Below are 21,465 nucleotides of genomic sequence, written 5' to 3'. Positions count from 1 at the left end.
CGCTTCCCACCGCAATCCCCCACACACAGAAAGTCACATCATGACGACGACGTCAGCACCCATCTCCGGAGCGAACCGGGCCCGCGTCGGGGTCCAGCGCTTCGGCACGTTCCTCTCAGGCATGATCATGCCCAACATCGCCGCTTTCATCGCCTGGGGCTTCATCACGATGCTCTTCATCTCGGTGGGCTGGCTCGGCCACTGGTACCCGGTCGCGGATCTGCTCGGCGGCTTCGGCAACGCCGACGCGGTCGGCTGGAAGGGAGCGCTCACCGCGCTCGCCGCCGCGAAGGACGGCACCACCTTCCCGCAGTACGTGGGCCTGGTCGGCCCGATGGTCACGTACCTGCTCCCCCTGCTCATCGCCAACACCGGCGGCCGCATGGTCTACGGCGAGCGCGGCGGCGTGGTGGCGAGCATCGCGACGATGGGCGTCATCGTGGGCACGGACATCCCGATGTTCCTCGGCGCGATGATCATGGGCCCGCTGGCGGGTCTGATCACGAAGTGGATGGACCGGATCTGGGACGGCAAGATCCGCCCCGGCTTCGAGATGCTCGTGAACAACTTCTCCGCCGGCATCCTCGGCATGCTGCTCGCCATCGTCGGCTTCTTCGGGTTCGGCCCCGTGATGCTGGGCATCAGCGCCGTGCTCGGCACCGTGGTCGCCTGGCTGGTGTCGATCCACCTCCTGCCGATCGTGTCGATCATCGTCGAGCCCGCCAAGGTGCTCTTCCTGAACAACGCGATCAACCACGGCGTCTTCACCCCGCTCGGCATCGAGCAGGCCACCAACGCGGGCAAGTCGATCCTGTTCCTGATCGAGGCCAACCCCGGCCCCGGGCTCGGCCTGCTCCTCGCCTTCACCTTCTTCGGCCTGGGCCAGGCCAAGGCGTCGGCACCCGGCGCGATCATCATCCAGTTCTTCGGAGGCATCCACGAGATCTACTTCCCGTACGCGCTGAGCAAGCCGATGACGGTCCTCGCGCTGATCGCGGGCGGCGCCACGGGCGTCACGACCAACATGATCCTCGGCGGCGGTCTCGCGTTCCCGTCGGCGCCGGGCAGCATCATCGCGGTCACGGCCGCGGCGCTGAGCCCGGCCGCGGGAGGCGTCGGCAACCTGTTCATCGTGTACCTGTCGGTGCTGCTCGCGGCGACGGTCACGTTCCTGATCTCGGGCGTCATCCTGCGGGCCTCCCGCAAGCGCGACCTGGCCGCCGAGGACACGTTCGGCGCCGCGATCGCGCAGACCGAGGCGAACAAGGGCAAGTCCTCCGCCGCGATGGACGCTCTGCGCGCCTCGACGACCGCGGGCGCGGCTGCCGGAGCGGGAGCGACCACGAACGCCGAGGCGCCCGCCCCGACCGCGACCGAGCGGCGGATCTCCACCATCGTGTTCGCATGCGACGCCGGCATGGGCTCGTCGGCGATGGGCGCCAGCGTGCTGCGCAACAAGTTCAAGAAGGCCGGCATCGACGGCGTCGACGTCACCAACAAGGCCATCGCGAACCTGGACGGCACGGAGGACCTAATCGTCACCCAGCAGCAGCTGACCGACCGCGCCCGGGCGCGCAACGGCGAGGCGATGCACGTCTCCGTGGACAACTTCATGAACTCGCCCCGCTACGACGAGGTCGTCGAGATCGTCCGCAAGCAGCACGACGGCGACGCCTGATCGCGCCCGCGAGAACCGAAGGAAGGAACACGACATGAGCATCCTCACCCCCGACCGCGTCCGGATCCATCCGGGCTCCGCCACCCAGGAGGAGGCCCTGCAGGAAGCAGCGGCACTCCTGGTCGGCGCGGGCGCGGTGACCCCCGCCTACCTCGACGCCATGCGGCAGCGCGAGCAGACCGTCTCGACGTTCATGGGCAACGGACTCGCCATCCCGCACGGCACGAACGAGGCGAAGGACGAGATCCTCTCCTCCGCGCTGTGCGTGATCCGCTACGACGGCGGCGTGGACTGGGCAGGGGATCCGGTCACCTTCGTGATCGGCATCGCCGGCCGCGGCGACGAGCACCTGGAGATCCTGTCGCAGATCGCGATCCTGTTCTCCGAGGAGGACGACGTCGCCCGTCTCGCCGCCGCAGGATCCGAGGAGGACCTGTTCGCCATGCTGGCGGAGGTGAACGGCTGATGCCCGTCGCGGTGCACTTCGGCGCGGGCAACATCGGCCGCGGCTTCGTCGGCCTGCTGCTGCACGAGGGCGGCTACGAGCTGGTGTTCTCGGACGTGGCCGCCGATCTCGTGAACGCGATCAACGCCGCGCCGGAGTACACCGTGCACGAGGCGGGCCCCGGCGGCGTCGACCGCGTGGTCACCGGCTATCGCGCCGTGGACAGCCGCACCGACCCCGCCGCAGCGGCTGAGGCGGTCGCCACGGCCGACGTCGTCACGACCGCGGTCGGCCCGACCGTGCTGCGGTTCGTGGCGCCGACGATCGTCGCGGGCCTGCGGCTGCGCGGCGCGGATCGTCGGCCGCTGCAGATCATGGCGTGCGAGAACGCGATCGGCGCGACCGACCTGCTGCGCGCCGAGATCGCGGGCGCGGCGGGCGAGGACGCGCCCGCGCTCCTCGCCCTCGCGGTGTTCGCGAACACCGCCGTCGACCGGATCGTTCCGGCCCAGGCCCCCGGTCAGGGCGTGGACGTCACCGTCGAGCCCTACTTCGAATGGGCGATCGAGAGCGGGCCGTTCGGCGACGACCCGCCGCACATCCCCGGCGCGCACTTCGTCGCGGATCTCGCGCCCTACATCGAGCGCAAGCTGTTCACCGTCAACACGGGGCACGCCGCGACCGCCTACTTCGGCGAGCGCGCCGGCGCGATCACGATCGCAGAGGCGCTGCAGGATCCGGCGACCGCCGCGGCCGTCGAAGCCGCGCTCGAGGAGACCTCGAACGTCCTCTCCGCCGTGCACGGCCTGGATCCGGCGGAGCTCGCCGCGTACCGTGCGAAGATCCTGGACCGGTTCCGCAACCCCCTCCTCCCCGACACGGTGCGGCGGGTCGGGCGCCAGCCGCTGCGCAAGCTCTCGCGGCACGAGCGGTTCATCGGCCCGGCGGCGCAGGCGGCGGAGCGCGGCCTCGGCACGACGGCGCTCGTCGCCGCCGTCGGCGCCGCCCTCTCCTTCGACGCGCCGGAGGACGAGGAGGCCGTGCAGCTGCAGGAGCTGCTGCACACCCTGGACGCCGACGCCTTCACCGCCGAGGTGACCGGCCTCGACGCCGCGCATCCGCTGTTCGCCGCGGTGCGCGACGAGGTCGCCCGTCACCAGGACCGGTAGCAGCGCCTGCGCGGTCCGGGACGGAGCCCGCCGCCGGATACGCTCGGAGCATGGACTTCGCCGCACCCGTGACCCTCGAGAACGACTTCGTGCGGCTGGAGCCGCTCGCCGACACGCACGCCGCAGACCTCGCCGCGGCGACGGCGGGTCTCGAGGACCGGTGGTACACGTCGGTGCCCTCCGCGGCGGGTGTGCCGGCCGAGATCGAGCGGCGCCGAGGGATGAACGCGGAGGGTTCGATGAACCCGTTCGCGATCATCCGCACGGACACCGGGCGCGCCGTCGGGATGACCACGTACTGCGACATCGACCAGCCCAACCGCACGGTCGAGATCGGCTACACGTGGCTGTCGCCGGAGGTGCACGGCACGGCGGTGAACCCTTCGGCCAAGCGCCTGCTGCTCGCCCACGCCTTCGAGACGTGCGGCGCGAACCGCGTTCAGTTCTGCACCCACTTCCACAACCGCCAGTCGCGCGCGGCGATCGAGCGGCTCGGCGCGAAGCTCGACGGGATCCTGCGCAACCACCGGGTCGGCGCCGACGGAGCCCTGCGCGACACCGTGGTCTACTCGATCCTCCCGCACGAGTGGCCCGCGGTCCGCAACGGCCTGGACGCCCGGCTCGACCGGCGTCGCTGAGGACTTCTCCCGTCGTTCTCAGCACCCCGATAGGATCGGGGCACTGCGCGCGGCGACCCGGGTCCGCGCCGACGAGGAGAGCATGACGAGGTCATATGCCGTGATCGGCGCCGGGCCCTCCGGCCTCGCGGTCATGCGCGCCCTTCAGAAGGCGGGCATCGAGGCGACGGGCTTCGAGGCCTCGCACGACGTCGGCGGCCTGTGGGACATCACGAACCCGCGCAGCACGATGTACGCCTCCGCGCACCTCATCTCCTCCCGCACCACGACGGAGTTCGCCGAATTCCCGATGGACAGCGACGTGGACTATCCGGGCCACCGCGTGCTCAAGCGCTACTTCGACGACTACGCGGACGCGTTCGGGCTGCGCGACCGGTTCCGCTTCGACACCCGCGTGGACCGCCTGGAGCGGGACGGAGAGGGCTGGATCCTGCGCGCCACCGCCCGCGATGCGGAGGGAGTCGAGACGGCCGTCCAGGAGCGCTACGACGGCGTCGTCCTCGCGAACGGCACGCTCGCGGAGCCGAACGTCCCCGCCTTCGCGGGTGCGTTCTCGGGCGAGCTCATGCACACCAGCGCATACAAGGATCCGTCCCCGCTCACCGGGCGCCGCGTGCTGATCATCGGAGCCGGGAACTCGGGCTGCGACATCGCCGTCGACGCCGTGCACCACGCCGCGAGCGTGGAGATGAGCGTGCGCCGCGGCTACTACTTCGTGCCCCGCTACCTGTTCGGCCGCCCCAGCGACACCCTCAACCAGGGACGGCCGCTCCCGGCGCGTCTCAAGCAGGCGGTCGACTCCCGGGTGCTCCGGGCGTTCACCGGAGATCCGGTGCGGTTCGGATTCCCGAAGCCCGACTACCGGATCTACGAATCGCATCCGATCGTGAACACCCTGGTGCTGAACCATCTGGGGCAGGGCGATCTGCGCATCCGCGCCGACGTCGAGTGCTTCGACGGTTCGACCGTCCGCTTCCGCGACGGCACGAGCGGCGACTACGACCTCGTGCTGCTGGCCACCGGGTACACGCTGGACTATCCGTTCGTCGACCGCGAGCACCTGAACTGGACGGGCGCCTCGCCGCGGCTGTTCCTCAACGTGTTCCCGCCCTCGTTCAACGGCCTCTTCGTCTGCGGGATGATCGAGGCCAGCGGCATCGGCTGGCAAGGACGGTACGAGCAGGCCGAGCTGATCGCCGCCTATCTGGCCGCGGTGGAGCAGGATCCGGCGCGCGCCGCACGGTTCCGCGCGCGGGTCGGCGCCCGGGCCTGGCCGGACCTCACCGGCGGCTACCGCTACCTCGGCCTCGCCCGGATGTCCTACTACGTGAACAAGGACGCGTACCGGAACGCCGTGCGCCGCGAGAAGGCGGAGCTCGCCGCTCCCGTCCGGGAGGCGTCATGAACCTCGGTGCCGCGGGCCGCCGGGTGCTGGTCACCGGTGGCGCCGGATTCCTGGGCAGCAGGGTCACCGCCCTGCTCGCGGACCATCCCGACGTCGACGTCGTCCTGTGCGGCGATCTCCGCGAGTCCGACGTGCCGGGAGTGGTGTCGGTGCACGTCGACGTGACGGATCCGCTTGCGCTGCCCGATCTGCTGCGGCTGCACCGCATCGACTCGGTCGTGCACTTGGCCGCGATCGTCAACCCGGGGCGCGATGTGCAGGGCGAGTTCCGGGTCGACGTGCAGGGCTCGTCGAACGTGCTCGCCGCATGCGTCGACGCCGGTGTGCGCCGGCTCGTGGTGTCGAGCTCCGGAGCCGCCTACGGCTACCATCCGGACAACCCGCCGTGGATCGGCGAGGACGACGCCCTGCGCGGCAACGACCAGTTCCCCTACTCGCGGCACAAGCGCATGATCGAGGAGCTGCTCGCCGCGGCGCGGAGCACGCACCCCGCCCTCGAGCAGGTGATCTTCCGGATCGGCACCATCCTCGGTCCCACCGTGCGCAACCAGATCACGGCGCTCTGGGACGCGAAGCGCATCCTGCACATCGCCGGATCCGAATCCCCGTTCGTGTTCGTCTGGGTCGACGATGTCGCCGCCGCCATGGTGCGCGCCGCCGTGGGCGACGGTCCGGCGGGCATCTACAACGTCGCGGGGGACGGCGCGCTGACCGTGCCCGAGATCGCGCGACGGCTGCGCAAGCCGCTCCTCACGGTCCCGGCGCCGCTGCTCGCGATCGCCCTCGCGATCGGGAGCGCCCTGCGGCTGACGGAGCACGGGCCGGAGAAGATCCGCTTCCTGCGCTACCGCCCCGTGCTGCGCAACGACCGCCTCAAGGAGGAGTTCGGCTACGTGCCCCGGCTGACCTCGTCGGAGGCGTTCGAGGAGTACCTGCGGACGCATCCGGGCGTCGTGCGCGCCGACTGATCGGGCCGCGCTCGTCGGTCGGCCGGCGGGCGTCCCGGCGTCAGGGGAGACGCCGCAGCGGAAGGCGCCCGTGCCGCGCTCCCGCGCCGACGGTCAGTGCGATCCTGCTTCGACGAGGATCACGCCGCCGACGATGACGGCCAGGCCGATCGCGGTCATGACCGAGATCCGGTCGTGGAAGAGCACGCGCCCGAGCACCGCGGTGGCGGCGACGCCGAGCGCCGCCCAGACCGCGTACGCGATGCCCACGGGCATGCCGAGCGCGAGCGTCGCCCCCAGCAGGACGTACGACACGAGGTATCCGATGACGATCGCGGGGATGTGGCGCCGTCGCCGGAAGCCCTCCGACGCGCGCAGGCTCAGGGTCGCCGTGACCTCCGCGGCGATCGCGCCCAGGAGCAGCAGCACGGTCATCCGGCACTCCCCTGCTCGCCCCGGCCGTGCCGGGTGCCGAGCTCGGCCAGCAGCACGCCCGCGATGATCACGCCGAGGCCGGCGAGCGAGAGCGGGCTCAGCGCCTCGGCGAAGAGCGCCGCTGCGGCGAGGGCGGTGAGCGCCACTCCGATCGCCGACCAGATCCCGTACGCCACGCCCACCGGCATGCCGCGCGTGAGCACCACTCCGAGCAGCCAGAACGAGCCGCCGTAGCCGATCACGACCACGCAGAGCCACCACCAGGATCCGCCGGTCGACACCGCGCGCAGGCTCAGCGTCGCGCTGACCTCCAGCACGATCGCGAGCAGGAGCGGCGGCCAGGCGCTGGGACGGCGCGCACCCGCCCCCGCCGCATCGTCGACCGGGACGGGAGGCTCAGCGGAGGACATCGTCGAGCACCGGGTGCAGGTGTCGGGTGCGCAGCACGATCGCCGCCGTCGCGGCGCCTGCGGCGAGGGCGGCGTCGAGCGTGAGCCCCGACAGCGTCGCATCGAGCACCCCGGCGAAGAAGGCGTCCCCCGCGCCGTTCGTGTCGACGACGTCGACCGGCACGGCGGCCACGCGATGCAGCACGCCGTCGCGATCCACGGCGATCGCGCCTTCGGCGCCGAGCGTGCAGACCGCGAGCACGGCTCCCGCCGCGATGCAGCCGCGCAGGAAGTCCTCCGGATCGTCGAGACGATCCGCGCTGCAGAACACGGTGTCGGCGGCCTCGAGGAACGGCCTGTGGAACGCGGAGGATCCGTCGTAGTCGTGCAGGTCGACCCAGATCGGCGCACCGGTCGCACGCGACTCCTCGATGGCGGCGAGGCCCTCGGCGGAGAGATCCAGCACGATCGCCGCGGCGTCGGACAGGACGGACTCGCCTGCGGCGGGCCCGTCCGGCTCGTCGACGGCCTCGGGGGACGACAGGTACAGCGAGACGCGCTCCCCCGCCCCGGTCATGAGGTTCAGATGCCGCTCGGAGACGTCCGCCGCCCGGAGCCCCTCCAGCGGGAGACCCGCACGCCCGAGCGCATCGCGGATGCGGTGGCCTGCGGCATCGTCGCCGACGCGGGCGCGCAGCGAGACGGCGCGGCCGAGCCCGGCGAGGGCCAGGGCCTTCCCGGCACTTGTGCCCCCGACGGTCTGCCAGTCGGCCTCGGCGAACTGCATGTGCGGGGCTGGATCGGGAAGCCGATCCAGGAGCACGATCGTGTTCCAGGACACCGCCCCGACGACCGCGACCCGCCCCGCCCCGGGGGCTTCACTCATCGAACCCCTCGGCGATCAGCTCCACGAGCTCCTCGCGCTCCTCGACCGGGAGGAAGGCGCCGGCCGCGGCGTTGAACTGGAACGACTCCAGGTCCTCCAGGTCGTACCCGAAGGAATCGACCAGGAGAGCCATCTCGCGGGTCAGCGACGTCGCGCTCATCGTGCGGTTGTCGACGTTCACCGTGACCGCGAACCCGAGCTGGTACAGCAGGTCGAACGGGTGGTCGGCGAACTCGCTCCCCCACGCCGCGATCGCGCCGGTCTGCAGGTTCGAGGACGGCGACAGCTCGAGCGGGATCTCCCGGTCCCGCACCCAGCGGGCGAGATCGCCGAAGCGCACCTGCACCTCCTCCCCGTCGCGGTTCACGATCTCCAGGTCCTCGGCGATGCGCACGCCATGACCCAGCCGGAGAGCGCGCCCGTCGACGAGCGCGGAGCGGATGGAGTCCGGCCCCGCCGCCTCGCCCGCGTGGACGGTGATCGGGAACATCTGCTGCGCGAGGTACTCGAACGTCTCCCGGTAACGCGACGACGGATAGCCCGCCTCCGGACCGGCCGTGTCGAAGCCCACGACGCCCCGGTCGCGGTTCGCGACGGCGAGCTCGGCGATCTCCCGCACCCGGTCCGTCTGCCGCATCGCCGAGAGCAGCTGGCCGACGCGGATGCTCTTGCCGCGGCTCTCCGCCGCGTCCTCCGCCTCGTCGATGCCGTCCTGCACGGCGTCGACCGCCTGCTGCAGCGTGAGCCCGGACGTGAGGTGCAGCTCGGGCGCCCAGCGCACCTCGCCGTAGACGACGCCGTCGCGCACCAGGTCCTCGACGAACTCGCGGGAGATCCGGCGCAGGTTCTCCGCCGTCTGCATCACCGAGAGCGACACGTCGAAGGTCTTCAGATAGTCGACCAGCGATCCGGCCGAGGCCTGCGTGCGGAACCACATCCCGAGCGCCGTGGCGTCGGTGTGCGGCAGCTCGATCCCGGCCGCGTCGGCGAGCTCGATGATCGTGGCGGGACGCACGCCGCCGTCGAGATGATCGTGCAGCGAGACCTTGGGAAGGCTCCGGAGGGACAGGCCCTCGACCTCCAGGTCGCCGTTCGCGTCGATGGGCATGACAGATCCTTCCTCAGCGGTCGATCGATGGGAATCGTCAGGGATGTTCCGAGAGGAACCGGGCGCGGGCGCCGCGCGGACGCCGCGCCCGGAATCAGCCTAGGCGGTGATGCGCTCGCGCACGAGGGGCCCGCGCTCGATCGGCGCGGCGCCGATCTCCCACGCGCCCTCGACCGCCTCGAGCGCGCGTTCGAACCGCGCCGCGTCGTCGGCGGACAGCGTGAACACGGGATCCCCCGCGCGCACGGCGTCGCCGGGCTTCACGTGCAGGTCGATGCCGGCGGCGAACACCACCGCGTCCTCGGCGCGGGCGCGTCCGGCGCCCAGACGCCAGGCGCCGATGCCGAAGGGCAGCGCATCCATGCGCGTGATGAAGCCGTCCGCTCCGGCGGTGACGGTGTGCGTCTCCCGCGCGACGGGGAGCGCGGCATCGGGGTCGCCGTCCTGCGCACGGATCATGGCCTTCCAGGAGTCCATGGCACGACCGTCGTCGAGCGCCTTCTCGACGTCCGCGTCCGGCTGACCGCTGAGCGCGAGCATCTCCCGGGCGAGCGCGAGCGTGAGCTCCCGCACATCCGCAGGCCCGCCGCCGGCGAGCACCTCGACCGACTCGCGCACCTCGTTCGCGTTGCCGATCGCGAGACCCAGCGGCACGTTCATGTCGGTGAGCAGCGCCGTCGTGGACACGCCGGAGTCGGTGCCGAGCGCGACCATGGTGCGGGCGAGCTCACGCGCGCGGTCGATGTCCTGCATGAAGGCACCGGATCCGAACTTCACGTCCAGCACGAGGGCGTCGGTGCCCTCGGCGATCTTCTTGGACATGATGCTCGACGCGATCAGCGGGATCGCCTCGACCGTGCCGGTGACGTCGCGCAGGGCGTAGAGCTTCTTGTCGGCCGGGGCGAGACCGGATCCGGCCGCGCAGATCACTGCTCCGACATCGCCCTTCAGCTGGGCGAACATCTCCTCGTTGCTCAGGGCGGCGCGCCAGCCGGGGATCGACTCGAGCTTGTCGAGCGTGCCTCCGGTGTGGCCGAGGCCGCGACCGCTCAGCTGCGGAACCGCGACGCCGAAGCTCGCGACCAGCGGCGCCAGGGGCAGCGTGATCTTGTCTCCCACGCCGCCGGTGGAGTGCTTGTCGACGGTGCGCTTGCCGAGGGCGGCGAAGCTCATCCGCTCCCCCGACGAGATCATCGCATCGGTGAGGACGCGGATCTCGTCCCGCTCCATGCCGCGCTGGAACACGGCCATCGCGAACGACGCCATCTGCGGGTCGGTGACGTAGCCGCGCGTGTACGCGTCGACCATCCAGCGCAGCGCCGGCTCCGGCACCGCACCGCCGTCGCGCTTGGCGCGGATCACATCGACGGCGTCAAAGGGCTCAACACTCAACGGACGTTCTCCAGATCTCTCGGCCCGAACGCATCGGGCAGCACTTCGTCGATGGTCCTGATGCCGGAGACGGTCTCCAGCAGCATCCCGGGCGCGGAGTGCTCGTAGAGCAGCTGCCGGCACCGCCCGCACGGCATGATCGTCTCGCCCTCGCCGTTCACGCACAGGAAGGCGACCAGGCGCCCTCCGCCCGACATGAACAGGTCGCCCACCATCGCGCACTCGGCGCACAGGGTCACGCCGTACGAGGCGTTCTCGACATTGCAGCCGGCGACGATCCGCCCGTCGTCGACGAGCGCGGCGGCGCCCACCCGGTAGTGCGAGTACGGCGCGTAGGCCTTGCGCTGAGCCTCGTCTGCGACGCGGCGCAGCTCATCCCAGTCGATGTCCACGAGAACCTCCTAGGACTTGATGTACGGCTTGCCGTCGGCGGCGGGCGCCTTGATCTGGCCGACGAAGCCGACGACCGCGAGGATCGTCACCACATACGGCAGCATCAGCATGAACTCGCCGGGGATCGGCGTGCGCAGCACGGCGAGCAGGTTCTGCAGGTTGGTCGCGAAGCCGAACAGCAGCGCGGCGAGCGCGGCGCGCACCGGATCCCAGCGACCGAAGATCACGGCCGCGAGCGCGATGAAGCCGAGCCCCGCGGTCATGTCCTTCGTGAACTGCGGCACCGAGACGAGCGTGAAGTACGCGCCGCCGATGCCGGCGATCGCGCCCGCGAGCTGGAGGTTCCAGAACCGCGTCGGGTTCACCTTGATGCCCACGGTGTCGGCGGCGTGCGGGTGCTCGCCGACGGCGCGCACGCGCAGGCCCCAGCGGGTGCGGTACATGCCCCAGGCCACCAGCGCCACCACGACGTACATCAGGTAGACGAGGAACGTCTGATTGAACAGGGCAGGGCCGATCACCGGGATGTCGCCCAGGATCGGGATCTTGATCAGCGAGAACCGGGTGGGGCTGTTCAGGGCCTGCGCGTTCGGAGCGAGGACGCCCTGATACAGGAAGCCGGTCAGACCCGACGCGAAGACGTTCAGCACGACGCCGACGATGACCTGGTCGACGAGGTACTTGATCGCGAAGGCGCCGAGCACGAGCGAGATAAGGATGCCGCCGAACATCGCGCCGATGAGGCCGACGAACGGGTTGTGCGTGAGGGAGCCGAGGATCGTCGCGGTGAAGGCGCCGAGGAGGAACTGCCCCTCGATCGCCACGTTCACGACGCCCGCGCGCTCGCCGATCACTCCGGCCAGGGCGCCGAAGACGAGCGGCACGGCGAGGGAGATGGATCCGCCGAGCAGCCCGGCGAGCGTGATCGCGCCGGCGGCGCCCGCGCCCGCCCAGGTCAGGAACGCCGTCATCGCCAGCACCGCGTACACGATCGGCACCCACAGGGGGATCTTCCGGTACTGCAGCGCGGCGATCAGGGCCAGCACGCCGAGCGCGACCGCGATCGCCCAGGTGATCCAGAGCACCGGGCCCGCGGGCACCGCGATGTCGCCCAGGCGGATCACCGCGCTCGCCTCGGAAAGCCGGAACGTGGTGGTGCCGTAGCGCGGCACGAACAGGAACAGCAGGCCGAGCAGCGCCACGATCGCGAGCAGCGTGATCGGGACCTTCAGCGAGCGGACCTTGACGACGGTCGGCGCGTCGAGCACGGGTGCCGAGGAGAGGGAGGTGCTCATGCTGCCGCCGCCTTCGTGTCGGAGGAATCGGAGTTCTTGGCCGCCCTGCGCGCGATCCGCGCCTTGGAGCGCTGCGAGCGCTCCGAGTCGTCCTTGGGCAGGAAGAAGATGGTCCGGATCAGCGGGGGCGCCGCGATGAACAGCACGATGAGCGACTGCACCACGAGCACGATATCGACCGGGATCGACTGCAGCGCCTGCATCGGGAAGGAACCGGCCTTGAGCGCGCCGAACAGCAGACCCGCCCAGAACGTGCCCCATGCGCGGCTGCGTCCGAGCAGGGCGACGGTGATGGCCGTGAACCCGATGCCCGCATCGATGCCGCCGTCGAAGCCGCTCGTGATCGTGCTCTGGATCTGGAACATGCCGGCCAGGCCCGCCAGGCCGCCGGAGAACAGCATCGCGTAGATGTACACGCGCGGGACGCTGATGCCCGCGGCGCGGGCTGCGCTGGGGTTCTCGCCCACGGCGCGCATCCGGAAGCCGAGTCCGGAGCGCTCGACGAGCCACCACACGAACAGCGTCGCGAGGATCACGATCGGGAAGCCCCAGTCGATCAGGTCGAGGCCGGGCAGCTTCGGCAGCACCGCGCTCGGCGGCGTGGGCCGGGTGATCGGCTGGATCTGGCCGGGACGCTGCAGCAGCTGCGGCACCTGCACCATCCACGTCACGAAGTAGAACGCGACGTAGTTGAGCATGATCGTGAGGATGACCTCGTGAGCGCCGGTGCGGGCCTTGAGCAGGCCCACGAGCCCGCCCCAGAGCGCACCGGCCGCGATGCCGACGATGAGCGTGAGCGGGATCTGGATGAGCGCGGGCAGGTTCAGCTGGAACGTCACGAGAGCCGCGGCCGCGCAGGCGATCAGCATCTGGCCGCGGGCGCCGATGTTGAACAGGCCGACGCGGAACGCCACCGCGATGCCGAGACCGGCGGCGATGAGCGGCGCGGCGAACCCGATCGTGTTGCCCAGCGGCTTCACGGCCGACCAGAAGTCGGAGGCGCCGAAGTCGATGATCGATCCGTTGAACAGCGCGGAGTACGCGCCGATCACGGCGCTCCATGCGGCACCCAGCGTGTCGGTGGGCCGGGCGAAGAAGTAGCCCGCCGCGGTCTGCACATCGGGGTTGGTGACGGCGATCAGCACGCCGCCGACGATCAGCGCGAGGAGGATGGCCAGCACCGTGGTGACCGCGCTGCCGCGCAGGATCTCCCGGAGCACGCGGTTCGAGACCGGGATCTCCTGGATGTTGCGCGTCATCGGGGGCTGCGGTGCGGGCGCCGCGGGTCCGCCGTCCGCGCTGGGCGCGGGCTCGGGTGCGGGCGTGCCGGAGGTCGGCGCGGACTCGGTGCTCATGCGGGTGCCTCCGTGGGGTTCTCGCCGGCCATCATCAGGCCGAGCACGTCGCGCGGGGTGTCCCCCGGGACGATGCCGACGATGCGGCCGCGGTACATGACCGCGATGCGGTCGGCGAGGGCGGTGACCTCGTCCAGTTCGGTCGACACCACGATCACCGGGATCCCGGAGTCGCGGGTCTCGACGATGCGCTTGTGGATGAACTCGATGGATCCGACGTCCACGCCGCGGGTGGGCTGCGAGGCGAGCAGCAGCTTGAGGTCGCGGTTGAGCTCGCGCGCGATCACGACCTTCTGCTGGTTGCCGCCCGAGAGGGATCCCGCGGCCTGGCCCGGTCCCTGCGTGCGGATGTCGAACTCCGCGATGCGCTCCTTCGCGAACGTGTCGAGCACGCCGCGCATGATGGTCCCGAAACGGGTGAAGGCGGGGTCGTCCGAGCGGTCGAGGATGAGGTTCTCCGCGACGGAGAAGGCGCCCACGAGTCCGTCCTCGTTGCGGTCCTCCGGGACGAACCCGACACCGGCGTCGAGCACCTGGTGCACGTTGCGGCCGATCAGCTCGACGCCGTCCAGCGAGATGGACCCGGTCGAGCGCGCACCCAGGCCCATGATCGCCTCGGCCAGCTCGGTCTGCCCGTTGCCCTGCACGCCGGCGACCGCGAGCACCTCGCCCGGGCGCACCTCGAAGCTGATGTCGTCGACCACGACGACGCCGTCCGGCGCGATCACGCGCAGGTCCTTCACGCGCAGGCCGCCCTCGCCGATCCTGGGCGGGTCCTTGTGCACCGTCAGCTCGACCGCGCGTCCGACCATCATCGACGCGAGCTCGGTGTTCGAGGACTTCGGGTCGGCCTCGCCGACCACCCGGCCCAGGCGGATCACGGTGATCTTGTCCGCGATCGCGCGCACCTCGCGCAGCTTGTGCGTGATGAACACGATCGCCGTGCCCTCGTCGCGCAGCTGCTTCATGATCTCCATGAGCTCGTCGGTCTCCTGCGGCGTGAGCACCGCGGTCGGCTCGTCGAACACGAGCACCTTGGCGTCACGGCTCAGGGCCTTGATGATCTCCACGCGCTGCTGCACGCCGACCGGCAGATCCCCCACGATCGCGTCGGGGTCGACCTCGAAGCCGAACCGCGAGGCGACCTCGCGGACGTGCTCGCGCGCGGCGGCGATGTCGAGCACGCCGAAGGCCTTGGACTGCTCGTGCCCGAGCATCACGTTCTCGGCGACCGTGAACACCGGGATGAGCATGAAGTGCTGGTGCACCATGCCGATGCCGGCGGCCATCGCGTCGCCGGGGCCGCGGAAGTGCTGCGGAACGCCGTCGAGCAGGATCTCGCCCTCGTCGGCCTGGTAGAGGCCGTAGAGCACGTTCATCAGCGTCGACTTGCCGGCGCCGTTCTCGCCCAGGAGTGCGTGGATCTCGCCGGGTTCGACGACCACGTCGATGTGGTCGTTGGCGACCAGGGATCCGAAGCGCTTGGTGATGCCGCGGAGCTCGAGCTTCATAACTGTGACCCTATCCGGGAAGGGGGGACTCAAGAAGAGCGCGGGGCGCCGGATCCCGCCGTCGCGCCGGTCGGCGACGACGGCGGGATCGGAGCGCCCCGCGTCAGAGGGGGATTACTTCGGGGAGGCGGCCGATTCGACCTTGATGTCACCCTTGATGATCTTGTCCTGCAGAGCCTTCAGCTCGTCGGTCAGACCCTTGGGGAGCTTGCTCTCGAAGTCGTGGAACGAGGACAGACCCACGCCGTTGTTCTCCAGCGTGCCGACGTACGGGGTCGGGTCGAAGCTGCCCTTGGCGGCGTCGAGGACGGTGGTGTTGACCGCGTCGTCGATGCGCTTCATGACCGAGACCAGGATCTGGTCGGCGACGGAGGGGTCGGCCACGGCGAGGTCGGAGTCGACGCCGAGCATGACCGTCTTCTTGCCGCTGTCCTTGATCGCGGCGCTGGCCGACAGGTAGATCGGACCGCCGACGGGGAAGATCACGTCGACGCCCTGACCCAGGATCGAGTTCGCGGTCTGCTTGGCGGTGTCGTTCGCGGCGAAGGCGCCGGTGAACGAGCCGTCCTGCGCGGCCTTGTCCCAGCCGACCGAGGCCACGGAGGTGCCCTTGTCCTCGTCGTACTTCTTGACGCCGTCGACGAAGCCGTCCATGAAGATCGTCACCGGCGGGATCTTCATGCCGCCGAAGGTGCCGACCTTGTTGCCGCCCTCCTGAGCGGACCATGCCGCCGCGGCGTAGCCGCCGAGGTAGGCCGCCTGAGCGGTGTCGAAGAGGATCGGCTTGATGTTCGGCGCGTCGGGCTTGCCGTCGCCGTTCTTGTCGGCCAGCGAGTCGATGATGCCGAAGTTGACCTTCGGGTTCGCGATCGCGGCATCCGCGATCGCCGCATCGAGCTTGAAGCCGACGCCGACGATCATCGTGCACTTGCCGGCGATGAGCGAGTCGATGTTGCTCTTGTAGTCGTTGTCCGACTTCGACTCGACCTCGAGGGCCTTGACGCCGAGCGTCTTGGCCGCCTTGTCCATGCCGATCTTGGCCGACTCGTTGAAGGACTTGTCGTTGAAGCCTCCGCTGTCGGAGACGAGGCAGGGCTTGAAGTTCGCGTCGGCCGGCTTCGCGCCGCCGGTCGAGCTGGCCGGAGCAGGAGCGGAGCCGCAGCCTGCGAGGGCGACGATGACACCGGCAGCGACGGTCGCGCCGATCAGCTTCTTGGTGAGGGAGATGGTCACTCGGGCCTCCAGAAAACGAGCCCGCGGCCATCGCGGGTCACTTGAAAGTTACCGACTGTGACGAAGATCGGGCATCCTCGTCCGTGTCGCTGGAGTCAATGGTTACAAACATGAGATCACGTGCGCTCGTCTTTGCTCACATGAGCAGACGGGTAGGGCGTCCCCCGCTTTCGTGCACTGCCGTGCGCATCTGCAGGTGACCGTGGCGGCGTCAGAGCACGTCGCCACGTCCGTTGAGCTTGAGCGACTCGACCACGCCCTTCACCCGCTGCGCATGCTCGGTCGTGGTCACGAGAAGTGCGTCGGGGGTGTCCACGACGACGATGTCCTGCACGCCCACGAGGCTGATCACCCGGGACGTCTGGCTCACCAGGATCCCGCTGGCCGCATCCGAGAGCACGCGCGCGGACGGGCCCAGCACGGCGAGGTCGTTCTTGCGCCCGTTGAGGATGAGCTTGGTGAGCGAGGCGAAGTCGCCCACGTCGTCCCAGTCGAAGTGACCGGGCACCACGGCCAGGCGTCCGTGCTCCGCGGCCGGCTCGGCGACCGCGTAGTCGATCGCGATCTTCGGCAGCGCGGGCCACACCCGATCCACGACCGGGCCGCGGCGCTCCCGGTCGTCCCATGCCTCGGCCAGCTCGAGCAGGCCGGCGTGCAGGGCGGGCTGGTGCTGCGCGAGCTCCGCGAGGAGCACGTCGGCCCGGCTGATGAACATGCCGGCGTTCCAGAGGTAGTTCCGGTCCTCGTAGTAGGTCTTGGCGGTCGCCAGGTCCGGCTTCTCCACGAAGCGCTCCACGAGCGACGCCTCGCGCACCCCGTCGACCTCCAGCTCCTCCCCCTGCTGGATGTATCCGAAGCCCACCGCGGGCTCGGTCGGCGTGATGCCGATCGTCACGATGTAGCCCTGCCGCGCGACCTCGACCGCGTCGCGCACGGCGAACTCGAACTTGCGCGTGCTGCGGATGACGTGATCGGCGCTGAAGGAGCCGATGATCACGTCGGGATCGCGGCGGTGCAGGATCGCGGCGGCCAGCCCGATCGCCGCCGCGGACTCCCGCGGCTCCGATTCGAGGAACACGTTCTTGTCGGGGATGCCGGGCAGCTGCGCCTCGACCGCGGCGCGATGCGCGCGCCCGGTGACGACCGCGATGCGGTCGTGCCCGGCGAGCGGCTCGATCCGGTCCCACGTGTCGCGCAGCAGCGACTGCCCGGAGCCGGTCAGGTCGTGCAGGAACTTGGGCGCATCGGCGCGCGACAGCGGCCACAGCCGGCTTCCGATGCCCCCGGCGGGGATGACGGCGTAGAAGTCGGGGATCGGCTCGCGCATGGATTCAGGGTATCGGTGCCCCCCATCGGCGCGTCGGAGGATGCGGGGAACGATCGCGGATGTGCATCGTCACGATCGCAGAACCGCATCGCGCTAAGGGTCCCCTTCGTCGCTCCCAGCGAGCTGACAGGAATAGGATGTGGGAGATCGGACGCCTGCGCGCCTCGATCCGCCGCTTAGATCAGGGAGGACGACTGTGTCCGCAAGCACGCGCTTGACACCTTCGATTGCGGAAACCACGTCCAAGACGCCGCGCGGCACCCTCTACCGAGGGCGCGAAGGCATGTGGTCGTGGGTTCTGCATCGCATCACCGGAATCGCCATCTTCTTCTTCCTCCTGGTGCACGTGCTCGACACGTCGCTCATCCGGGTGTCGCCGGAGGCCTACAACGCGGTCCTCGGCACGTACAAGAACCCGATCATGGGGCTGGGCGAGACGGTCCTCGTCGCCGCGATCGTGTTCCACGCGCTGAACGGGCTGCGGATCATCCTGGTCGACGTCTGGTCCAAGGGCGCCCGGTACCAGAGGCAGATGTTCTGGTGCGTGATCGGGGTGTGGGCCGTGCTCATGCTCGGCTTCGCACCGCGCCACCTGATCAACGTGTTCTCGAACGTGGGAGGTGGGCACTGATGGCCGCCGACGTCTTCACCACCCAGCACCTCGCCGCTCCGCGCCGCAACAAGGGCGTGAACCTCGAGAAGTGGGGCTGGATCTACATGCGCGTCTCGGGCGTCGTGCTCGTCGTGCTGATCTTCGGCCACCTCTTCGTGAACCTCATGCTGGGCGAGGGCATCCACGCCCTCGACTTCGCCTTCGTCGCCGGAAAGTACGCCACGCCGTTCTGGCAGTGGTGGGACGTGCTGATGCTGTGGCTCGCGCTGATCCACGGCGCGAACGGCATGCGCACGGTCGTCAACGACTACGTCGGCCACGCCGGCGTGCGCAAGACCCTCCTCGTCGTGCTGGGGCTCGCGGCCGCGCTGCTGATCCTCCTCGGCACCTTGGTCGTCTTCACGTTCGACCCGTGCAACGGCGTGTTCGAGAACGGCGCCATGTGGGACACCTGCAAGGCGCTGGGCAAGTAGCCCCGCGACACCGGCGACACACGCTCCCCCGCCGCAGCGGCGACAAAGCTCAGAGAATAGGCAGAACCAGTGACCACTGAGACCCAGGATTCCGTCGTCAAGAACGGCGTGCACCACCACCAGTTCGACATCGTGATCGTCGGCGCCGGCGGCGCCGGCATGCGCGCGGCGATCGAGGCCGGCCCCGGCGCGAAGACCGCGGTGATCTCGAAGCTCTACCCGACGCGCTCCCACACGGGTGCGGCGCAGGGCGGCATGGCCGCCGCGCTCGCCAACGTCGAGGAGGACAGCTGGGAGTGGCACACCTTCGACACCGTCAAGGGCGGCGACTACCTCGTCGACCAGGACGCGGCGGAGATCCTCGCCAAGGAGGCCATCGACGCGGTCATCGACCTCGAGAACATGGGCCTGCCGTTCAACCGCACGCCCGAGGGCAAGATCGACCAGCGCCGCTTCGGCGGCCACACCGCCGAGCACGGCAAGACCCCGGTCCGCCGCGCCTGCTACGCCGCCGACCGCACCGGCCACATGATCCTGCAGACGCTGTTCCAGAACTGCGTCAAGCTCGGCATCAACTTCTTCAACGAGTTCTACGTGCTCGACCTCATCACGGTGAAGGACGAGGCGGGCAAGACCGGCATCGCCGGCGTCGTGGCCTACGACCTCTCCACCGGCGAGCTGCACGTCTTCCACGCCAAGGCCGTGATCTTCGCGACCGGCGGTTTCGGCAAGATCTTCAAGACCACCTCCAACGCGCACACCCTCACCGGTGACGGCGTCGGCATCGTGTGGCGCAAGGGCCTGCCGCTGGAGGACCTCGAGTTCTTCCAGTTCCACCCGACCGGGCTCGCCGGTCTCGGCATCCTGCTGACCGAGGGCGCCCGCGGTGAGGGTGCGATCCTGCGCAACGCCTCCGGCGAGCGGTTCATGGAGCGCTACGCCCCCACCATCAAGGACCTCGCACCGCGCGACATCGTGGCGCGCTGCATGGTGCAGGAGGTCGCGGAGGGCCGCGGCGCCGGGCCGCACAAGGACTACGTGCTGCTGGACTGCACCCACCTGGGTGCCGAGGTGCTGGAGACCAAGCTCCCGGACATCACCGAGTTCGCGCGCACCTACCTGGGCGTCGACCCGGTCGTCGAGCCGGTTCCCGTGATGCCGACCGCGCACTACGCGATGGGCGGCATCCCCACCAACAACAACGGCGAGGTGCTCGCCGACAACGACACGATCGTGCCCGGGCTGTACGCGGCCGGCGAGTGCGCGTGCGTCTCGGTGCACGGCGCCAACCGCCTCGGCACCAACTCGCTGCTGGACATCAACGTGTTCGGCAAGCGCTCGGGCCGCAACGCGGTCGAGTACGTCAAGACCGCCGACTTCCTCCCCCTCCCCGAGGCTCCGGAGACCGCGGTCAAGGAGATGCTCGAGGGCCTGCGCAACAACACCGGCACGGAGCGCATCGCCGTGCTGCGCAAGAAGCTGCAGGAGGAGATGGACAAGGGCGCGCAGGTGTTCCGCACGCACGACTCCCTCCAGCACGTGCTCGGCGTGATCGCGGAGCTGCGCGAGCGCTACAAGAACGTGCACGTCGACGACAAGGGGCACCGGTTCAACACCGACCTGCTCGAGGCCGTGGAGCTGGGCTTCCTCCTCGACATCGCCGAGGTCGTCGTCTACGCCGCGCAGAACCGCGAGGAGAGCCGCGGCGGCCACATGCGCGACGACTTCCCGAAGCGCGACGACGAGAACTACATGCAGCACACGATGGCCTACCTGACCGGCGACCCCCACTCGTCCACGCCGAGCGATCACATCAAGCTCGACTGGAAGCCGGTCGTGTTCACGAAGAACGAGCAGGGCGAGTTGAACTACCCGCCGATGGAGAGGAAGTACTGATGTCCGCCCAGGTCGTGGAGGAAGTCGTCACCGAGACCGTCGTCGAGGACACCGGCGTGCAGTCCTTCCTGGTCACGTTCAACATCCGCCGCTTCGACCCCGAGGTCGACAGCGAGCCGCACTGGGTCGATTACGACGTGGAGCTCTACTCCACGGACCGCGTGCTCGACGCGCTGCACAAGATCAAGTGGGAGGTCGACGGGTCGCTCACCTTCCGCCGCTCCTGTGCGCACGGCATCTGCGGATCCGACGCGATGCGCATCAACGGCCGCAACCGCCTCGCCTGCAAGACGCTGATCAAGGACCTGGACATCTCCAAGCCGATCTACGTCGAGGCGATCAAGGGCCTGCCGCTCGAGAAGGATCTCGTGGTCGACATGGATCCGTTCTTCGCCGCCTACCGCGATATCAAGCCGTTCCTCCTCGCCAAGAGCGAGCCGGAGAAGGGCAAGGAGCGCGTGCAGTCGATCGCCGACCGCGCCGTCTTCGACGACACCACCAAGTGCATCCTCTGCGCCGCGTGCACCTCGTCGTGCCCCGTGTTCTGGACCGACGGGCAGTACTTCGGTCCCGCCGCGATCGTGAACGCGCACCGCTTCATCTTCGACTCCCGCGACGACGGCGCCGACGTGCGCCTGGACATCCTCAACGACAAGGAGGGCGTCTGGCGCTGCCGCACGACCTTCAACTGCACCGAGGCGTGCCCGCGCGGCATCGAGGTCACCAAGGCGATCGCCGAGGTCAAGCAGGCGGTCCTTCGCGGTCGCCCCTGAGACCAGGTCCTGAGACCGTCGAACGGTCCGAGAGGCGCCATCCCCGCAGCGGGGTGGCGCCTCTTCCCGTTCGCGGGCGAGCGCGGCAGGACGAGGGCCGGCGG

Annotated in this window: 21 protein-coding genes; 10 read left to right on the top strand and 11 right to left on the bottom strand. The window is 69.9% G+C overall.

All coding sequences use genetic code 11. The features are described from left to right. Positions 1-40 precede the first annotated feature (40 nt). The 6 genes from RL72_RS13285 (at position 41) to RL72_RS13260 (ending at position 6,303) form a co-directional block, all read left to right on the top strand. The gene (locus RL72_RS13285) at positions 41-1,678 is read left to right on the top strand and encodes a PTS mannitol transporter subunit IIBC (RefSeq protein ID WP_045251344.1); all 1,638 of its coding nucleotides are present in this window, start codon (positions 41-43) and stop codon (positions 1,676-1,678) included. Between the two features lie 34 nt (positions 1,679-1,712). Continuing rightward, positions 1,713-2,144: a PTS mannitol transporter subunit IIA gene (locus tag RL72_RS13280; protein ID WP_045251343.1), complete on the top strand. Its 432-nt coding sequence runs from the start codon at positions 1,713-1,715 to the stop codon at positions 2,142-2,144. After that, complete coding sequence (locus RL72_RS13275) at positions 2,144-3,292, top strand: mannitol-1-phosphate 5-dehydrogenase (protein WP_045251342.1); 1,149 nt, start codon at positions 2,144-2,146, stop codon at positions 3,290-3,292. Before RL72_RS13280 ends, RL72_RS13275 begins: the two co-directional genes overlap by 1 nt. 50 nt (positions 3,293-3,342) lie before the next feature. Then, entirely contained in the window at positions 3,343-3,930 is a 588-nt protein-coding gene (locus tag RL72_RS13270; RefSeq protein WP_045251341.1) for a GNAT family N-acetyltransferase, read from the top strand. Positions 3,931-4,012: 82 nt separating this feature from the next. Next, complete coding sequence (locus RL72_RS13265; RefSeq protein WP_045251340.1) at positions 4,013-5,335, top strand: flavin-containing monooxygenase; 1,323 nt, start codon at positions 4,013-4,015, stop codon at positions 5,333-5,335. After that, positions 5,332-6,303, top strand: coding sequence for an NAD-dependent epimerase/dehydratase family protein (locus RL72_RS13260; protein WP_045251339.1), 972 nt, complete (start codon positions 5,332-5,334; stop codon positions 6,301-6,303). Before RL72_RS13265 ends, RL72_RS13260 begins: the two co-directional genes overlap by 4 nt. Positions 6,304-6,396: 93 nt before the next feature. Here the strand turns inward: RL72_RS13260 and RL72_RS13255 are convergent, their stop codons facing one another. The 11 genes from RL72_RS13255 to RL72_RS13205 form a co-directional block, all read right to left on the bottom strand. Then, the gene (locus RL72_RS13255) at positions 6,397-6,717 is read right to left on the bottom strand and encodes a DMT family transporter (RefSeq protein WP_045251338.1); all 321 of its coding nucleotides are present in this window, start codon (positions 6,715-6,717) and stop codon (positions 6,397-6,399) included. Continuing rightward, entirely contained in the window at positions 6,714-7,127 is a 414-nt protein-coding gene (locus tag RL72_RS13250; RefSeq protein ID WP_082072390.1) for a DMT family transporter, read from the bottom strand. Before RL72_RS13250 ends, RL72_RS13255 begins: the two co-directional genes overlap by 4 nt. Beyond that, entirely contained in the window at positions 7,114-7,992 is an 879-nt protein-coding gene (locus tag RL72_RS13245; protein WP_045251337.1) for a carbohydrate kinase family protein, read from the bottom strand. Before RL72_RS13245 ends, RL72_RS13250 begins: the two co-directional genes overlap by 14 nt. Further along, positions 7,985-9,100: an adenosine deaminase gene (locus RL72_RS13240; RefSeq protein WP_045251336.1), complete on the bottom strand. Its 1,116-nt coding sequence runs from the start codon at positions 9,098-9,100 to the stop codon at positions 7,985-7,987. The genes RL72_RS13245 and RL72_RS13240 overlap by 8 nt, the downstream gene beginning before the upstream one ends. Before the next feature lie 99 nt (positions 9,101-9,199). Then, positions 9,200-10,492: a thymidine phosphorylase gene (locus RL72_RS13235; protein WP_045251335.1), complete on the bottom strand. Its 1,293-nt coding sequence runs from the start codon at positions 10,490-10,492 to the stop codon at positions 9,200-9,202. Beyond that, entirely contained in the window at positions 10,489-10,884 is a 396-nt protein-coding gene (locus RL72_RS13230) for a cytidine deaminase (protein ID WP_045251334.1), read from the bottom strand. Before RL72_RS13230 ends, RL72_RS13235 begins: the two co-directional genes overlap by 4 nt. Positions 10,885-10,893: 9 nt before the next feature. After that, on the bottom strand, positions 10,894-12,180 hold the full coding sequence (locus RL72_RS13225) for an ABC transporter permease (RefSeq protein WP_045251333.1): 1,287 nt from the start codon (positions 12,178-12,180) through the stop codon (positions 10,894-10,896). After that, positions 12,177-13,535: an ABC transporter permease gene (locus RL72_RS13220; protein WP_045251332.1), complete on the bottom strand. Its 1,359-nt coding sequence runs from the start codon at positions 13,533-13,535 to the stop codon at positions 12,177-12,179. The genes RL72_RS13225 and RL72_RS13220 overlap by 4 nt, the downstream gene beginning before the upstream one ends. Then, a complete protein-coding gene (locus RL72_RS13215) occupies positions 13,532-15,046 on the bottom strand; it encodes an ABC transporter ATP-binding protein (RefSeq protein WP_045251331.1) in 1,515 nt (504 codons plus the stop codon). Before RL72_RS13215 ends, RL72_RS13220 begins: the two co-directional genes overlap by 4 nt. Positions 15,047-15,160: 114 nt before the next feature. Beyond that, entirely contained in the window at positions 15,161-16,279 is a 1,119-nt protein-coding gene (locus RL72_RS13210; RefSeq protein WP_045251330.1) for a BMP family lipoprotein, read from the bottom strand. Between the two features lie 211 nt (positions 16,280-16,490). Next, positions 16,491-17,606 carry a mannose-1-phosphate guanylyltransferase gene (locus RL72_RS13205; protein ID WP_045251329.1) on the bottom strand — a complete coding sequence of 372 codons (1,116 nt, stop codon included), beginning with the start codon at positions 17,604-17,606 and terminating at the stop codon, positions 16,491-16,493. 196 nt (positions 17,607-17,802) lie between these two features. On the opposite strand from RL72_RS13205, the gene sdhC reads away from it, so the two are divergent. The 4 genes from sdhC to RL72_RS13185 all read left to right on the top strand — a co-directional run bounded on the left by sdhC (position 17,803) and on the right by RL72_RS13185 (position 21,361). Next, a complete protein-coding gene (gene sdhC / locus RL72_RS13200; protein WP_082072389.1) occupies positions 17,803-18,237 on the top strand; it encodes a succinate dehydrogenase, cytochrome b556 subunit in 435 nt (144 codons plus the stop codon). Then, positions 18,237-18,692, top strand: coding sequence for a succinate dehydrogenase hydrophobic membrane anchor subunit (locus tag RL72_RS13195; protein WP_045251327.1), 456 nt, complete (start codon positions 18,237-18,239; stop codon positions 18,690-18,692). The genes sdhC and RL72_RS13195 overlap by 1 nt, the downstream gene beginning before the upstream one ends. A 69-nt stretch (positions 18,693-18,761) precedes the next feature. Next, complete coding sequence (gene sdhA / locus RL72_RS13190; RefSeq protein ID WP_045251326.1) at positions 18,762-20,588, top strand: succinate dehydrogenase flavoprotein subunit; 1,827 nt, start codon at positions 18,762-18,764, stop codon at positions 20,586-20,588. Continuing rightward, positions 20,588-21,361, top strand: coding sequence for a succinate dehydrogenase iron-sulfur subunit (locus RL72_RS13185; RefSeq protein ID WP_045251325.1), 774 nt, complete (start codon positions 20,588-20,590; stop codon positions 21,359-21,361). The genes sdhA and RL72_RS13185 overlap by 1 nt, the downstream gene beginning before the upstream one ends. Positions 21,362-21,465 lie beyond the last annotated feature (104 nt).

The sequence above is a fragment of the Microbacterium azadirachtae genome (assembly GCF_000956545.1).
GTDB classification, from domain to species: Bacteria; Actinomycetota; Actinomycetes; order Actinomycetales; family Microbacteriaceae; genus Microbacterium; species Microbacterium azadirachtae.
The sequence above is the reverse complement of the archived record's forward strand: the minus strand, read 5'-3'. Positions and strand labels throughout refer to the sequence as shown.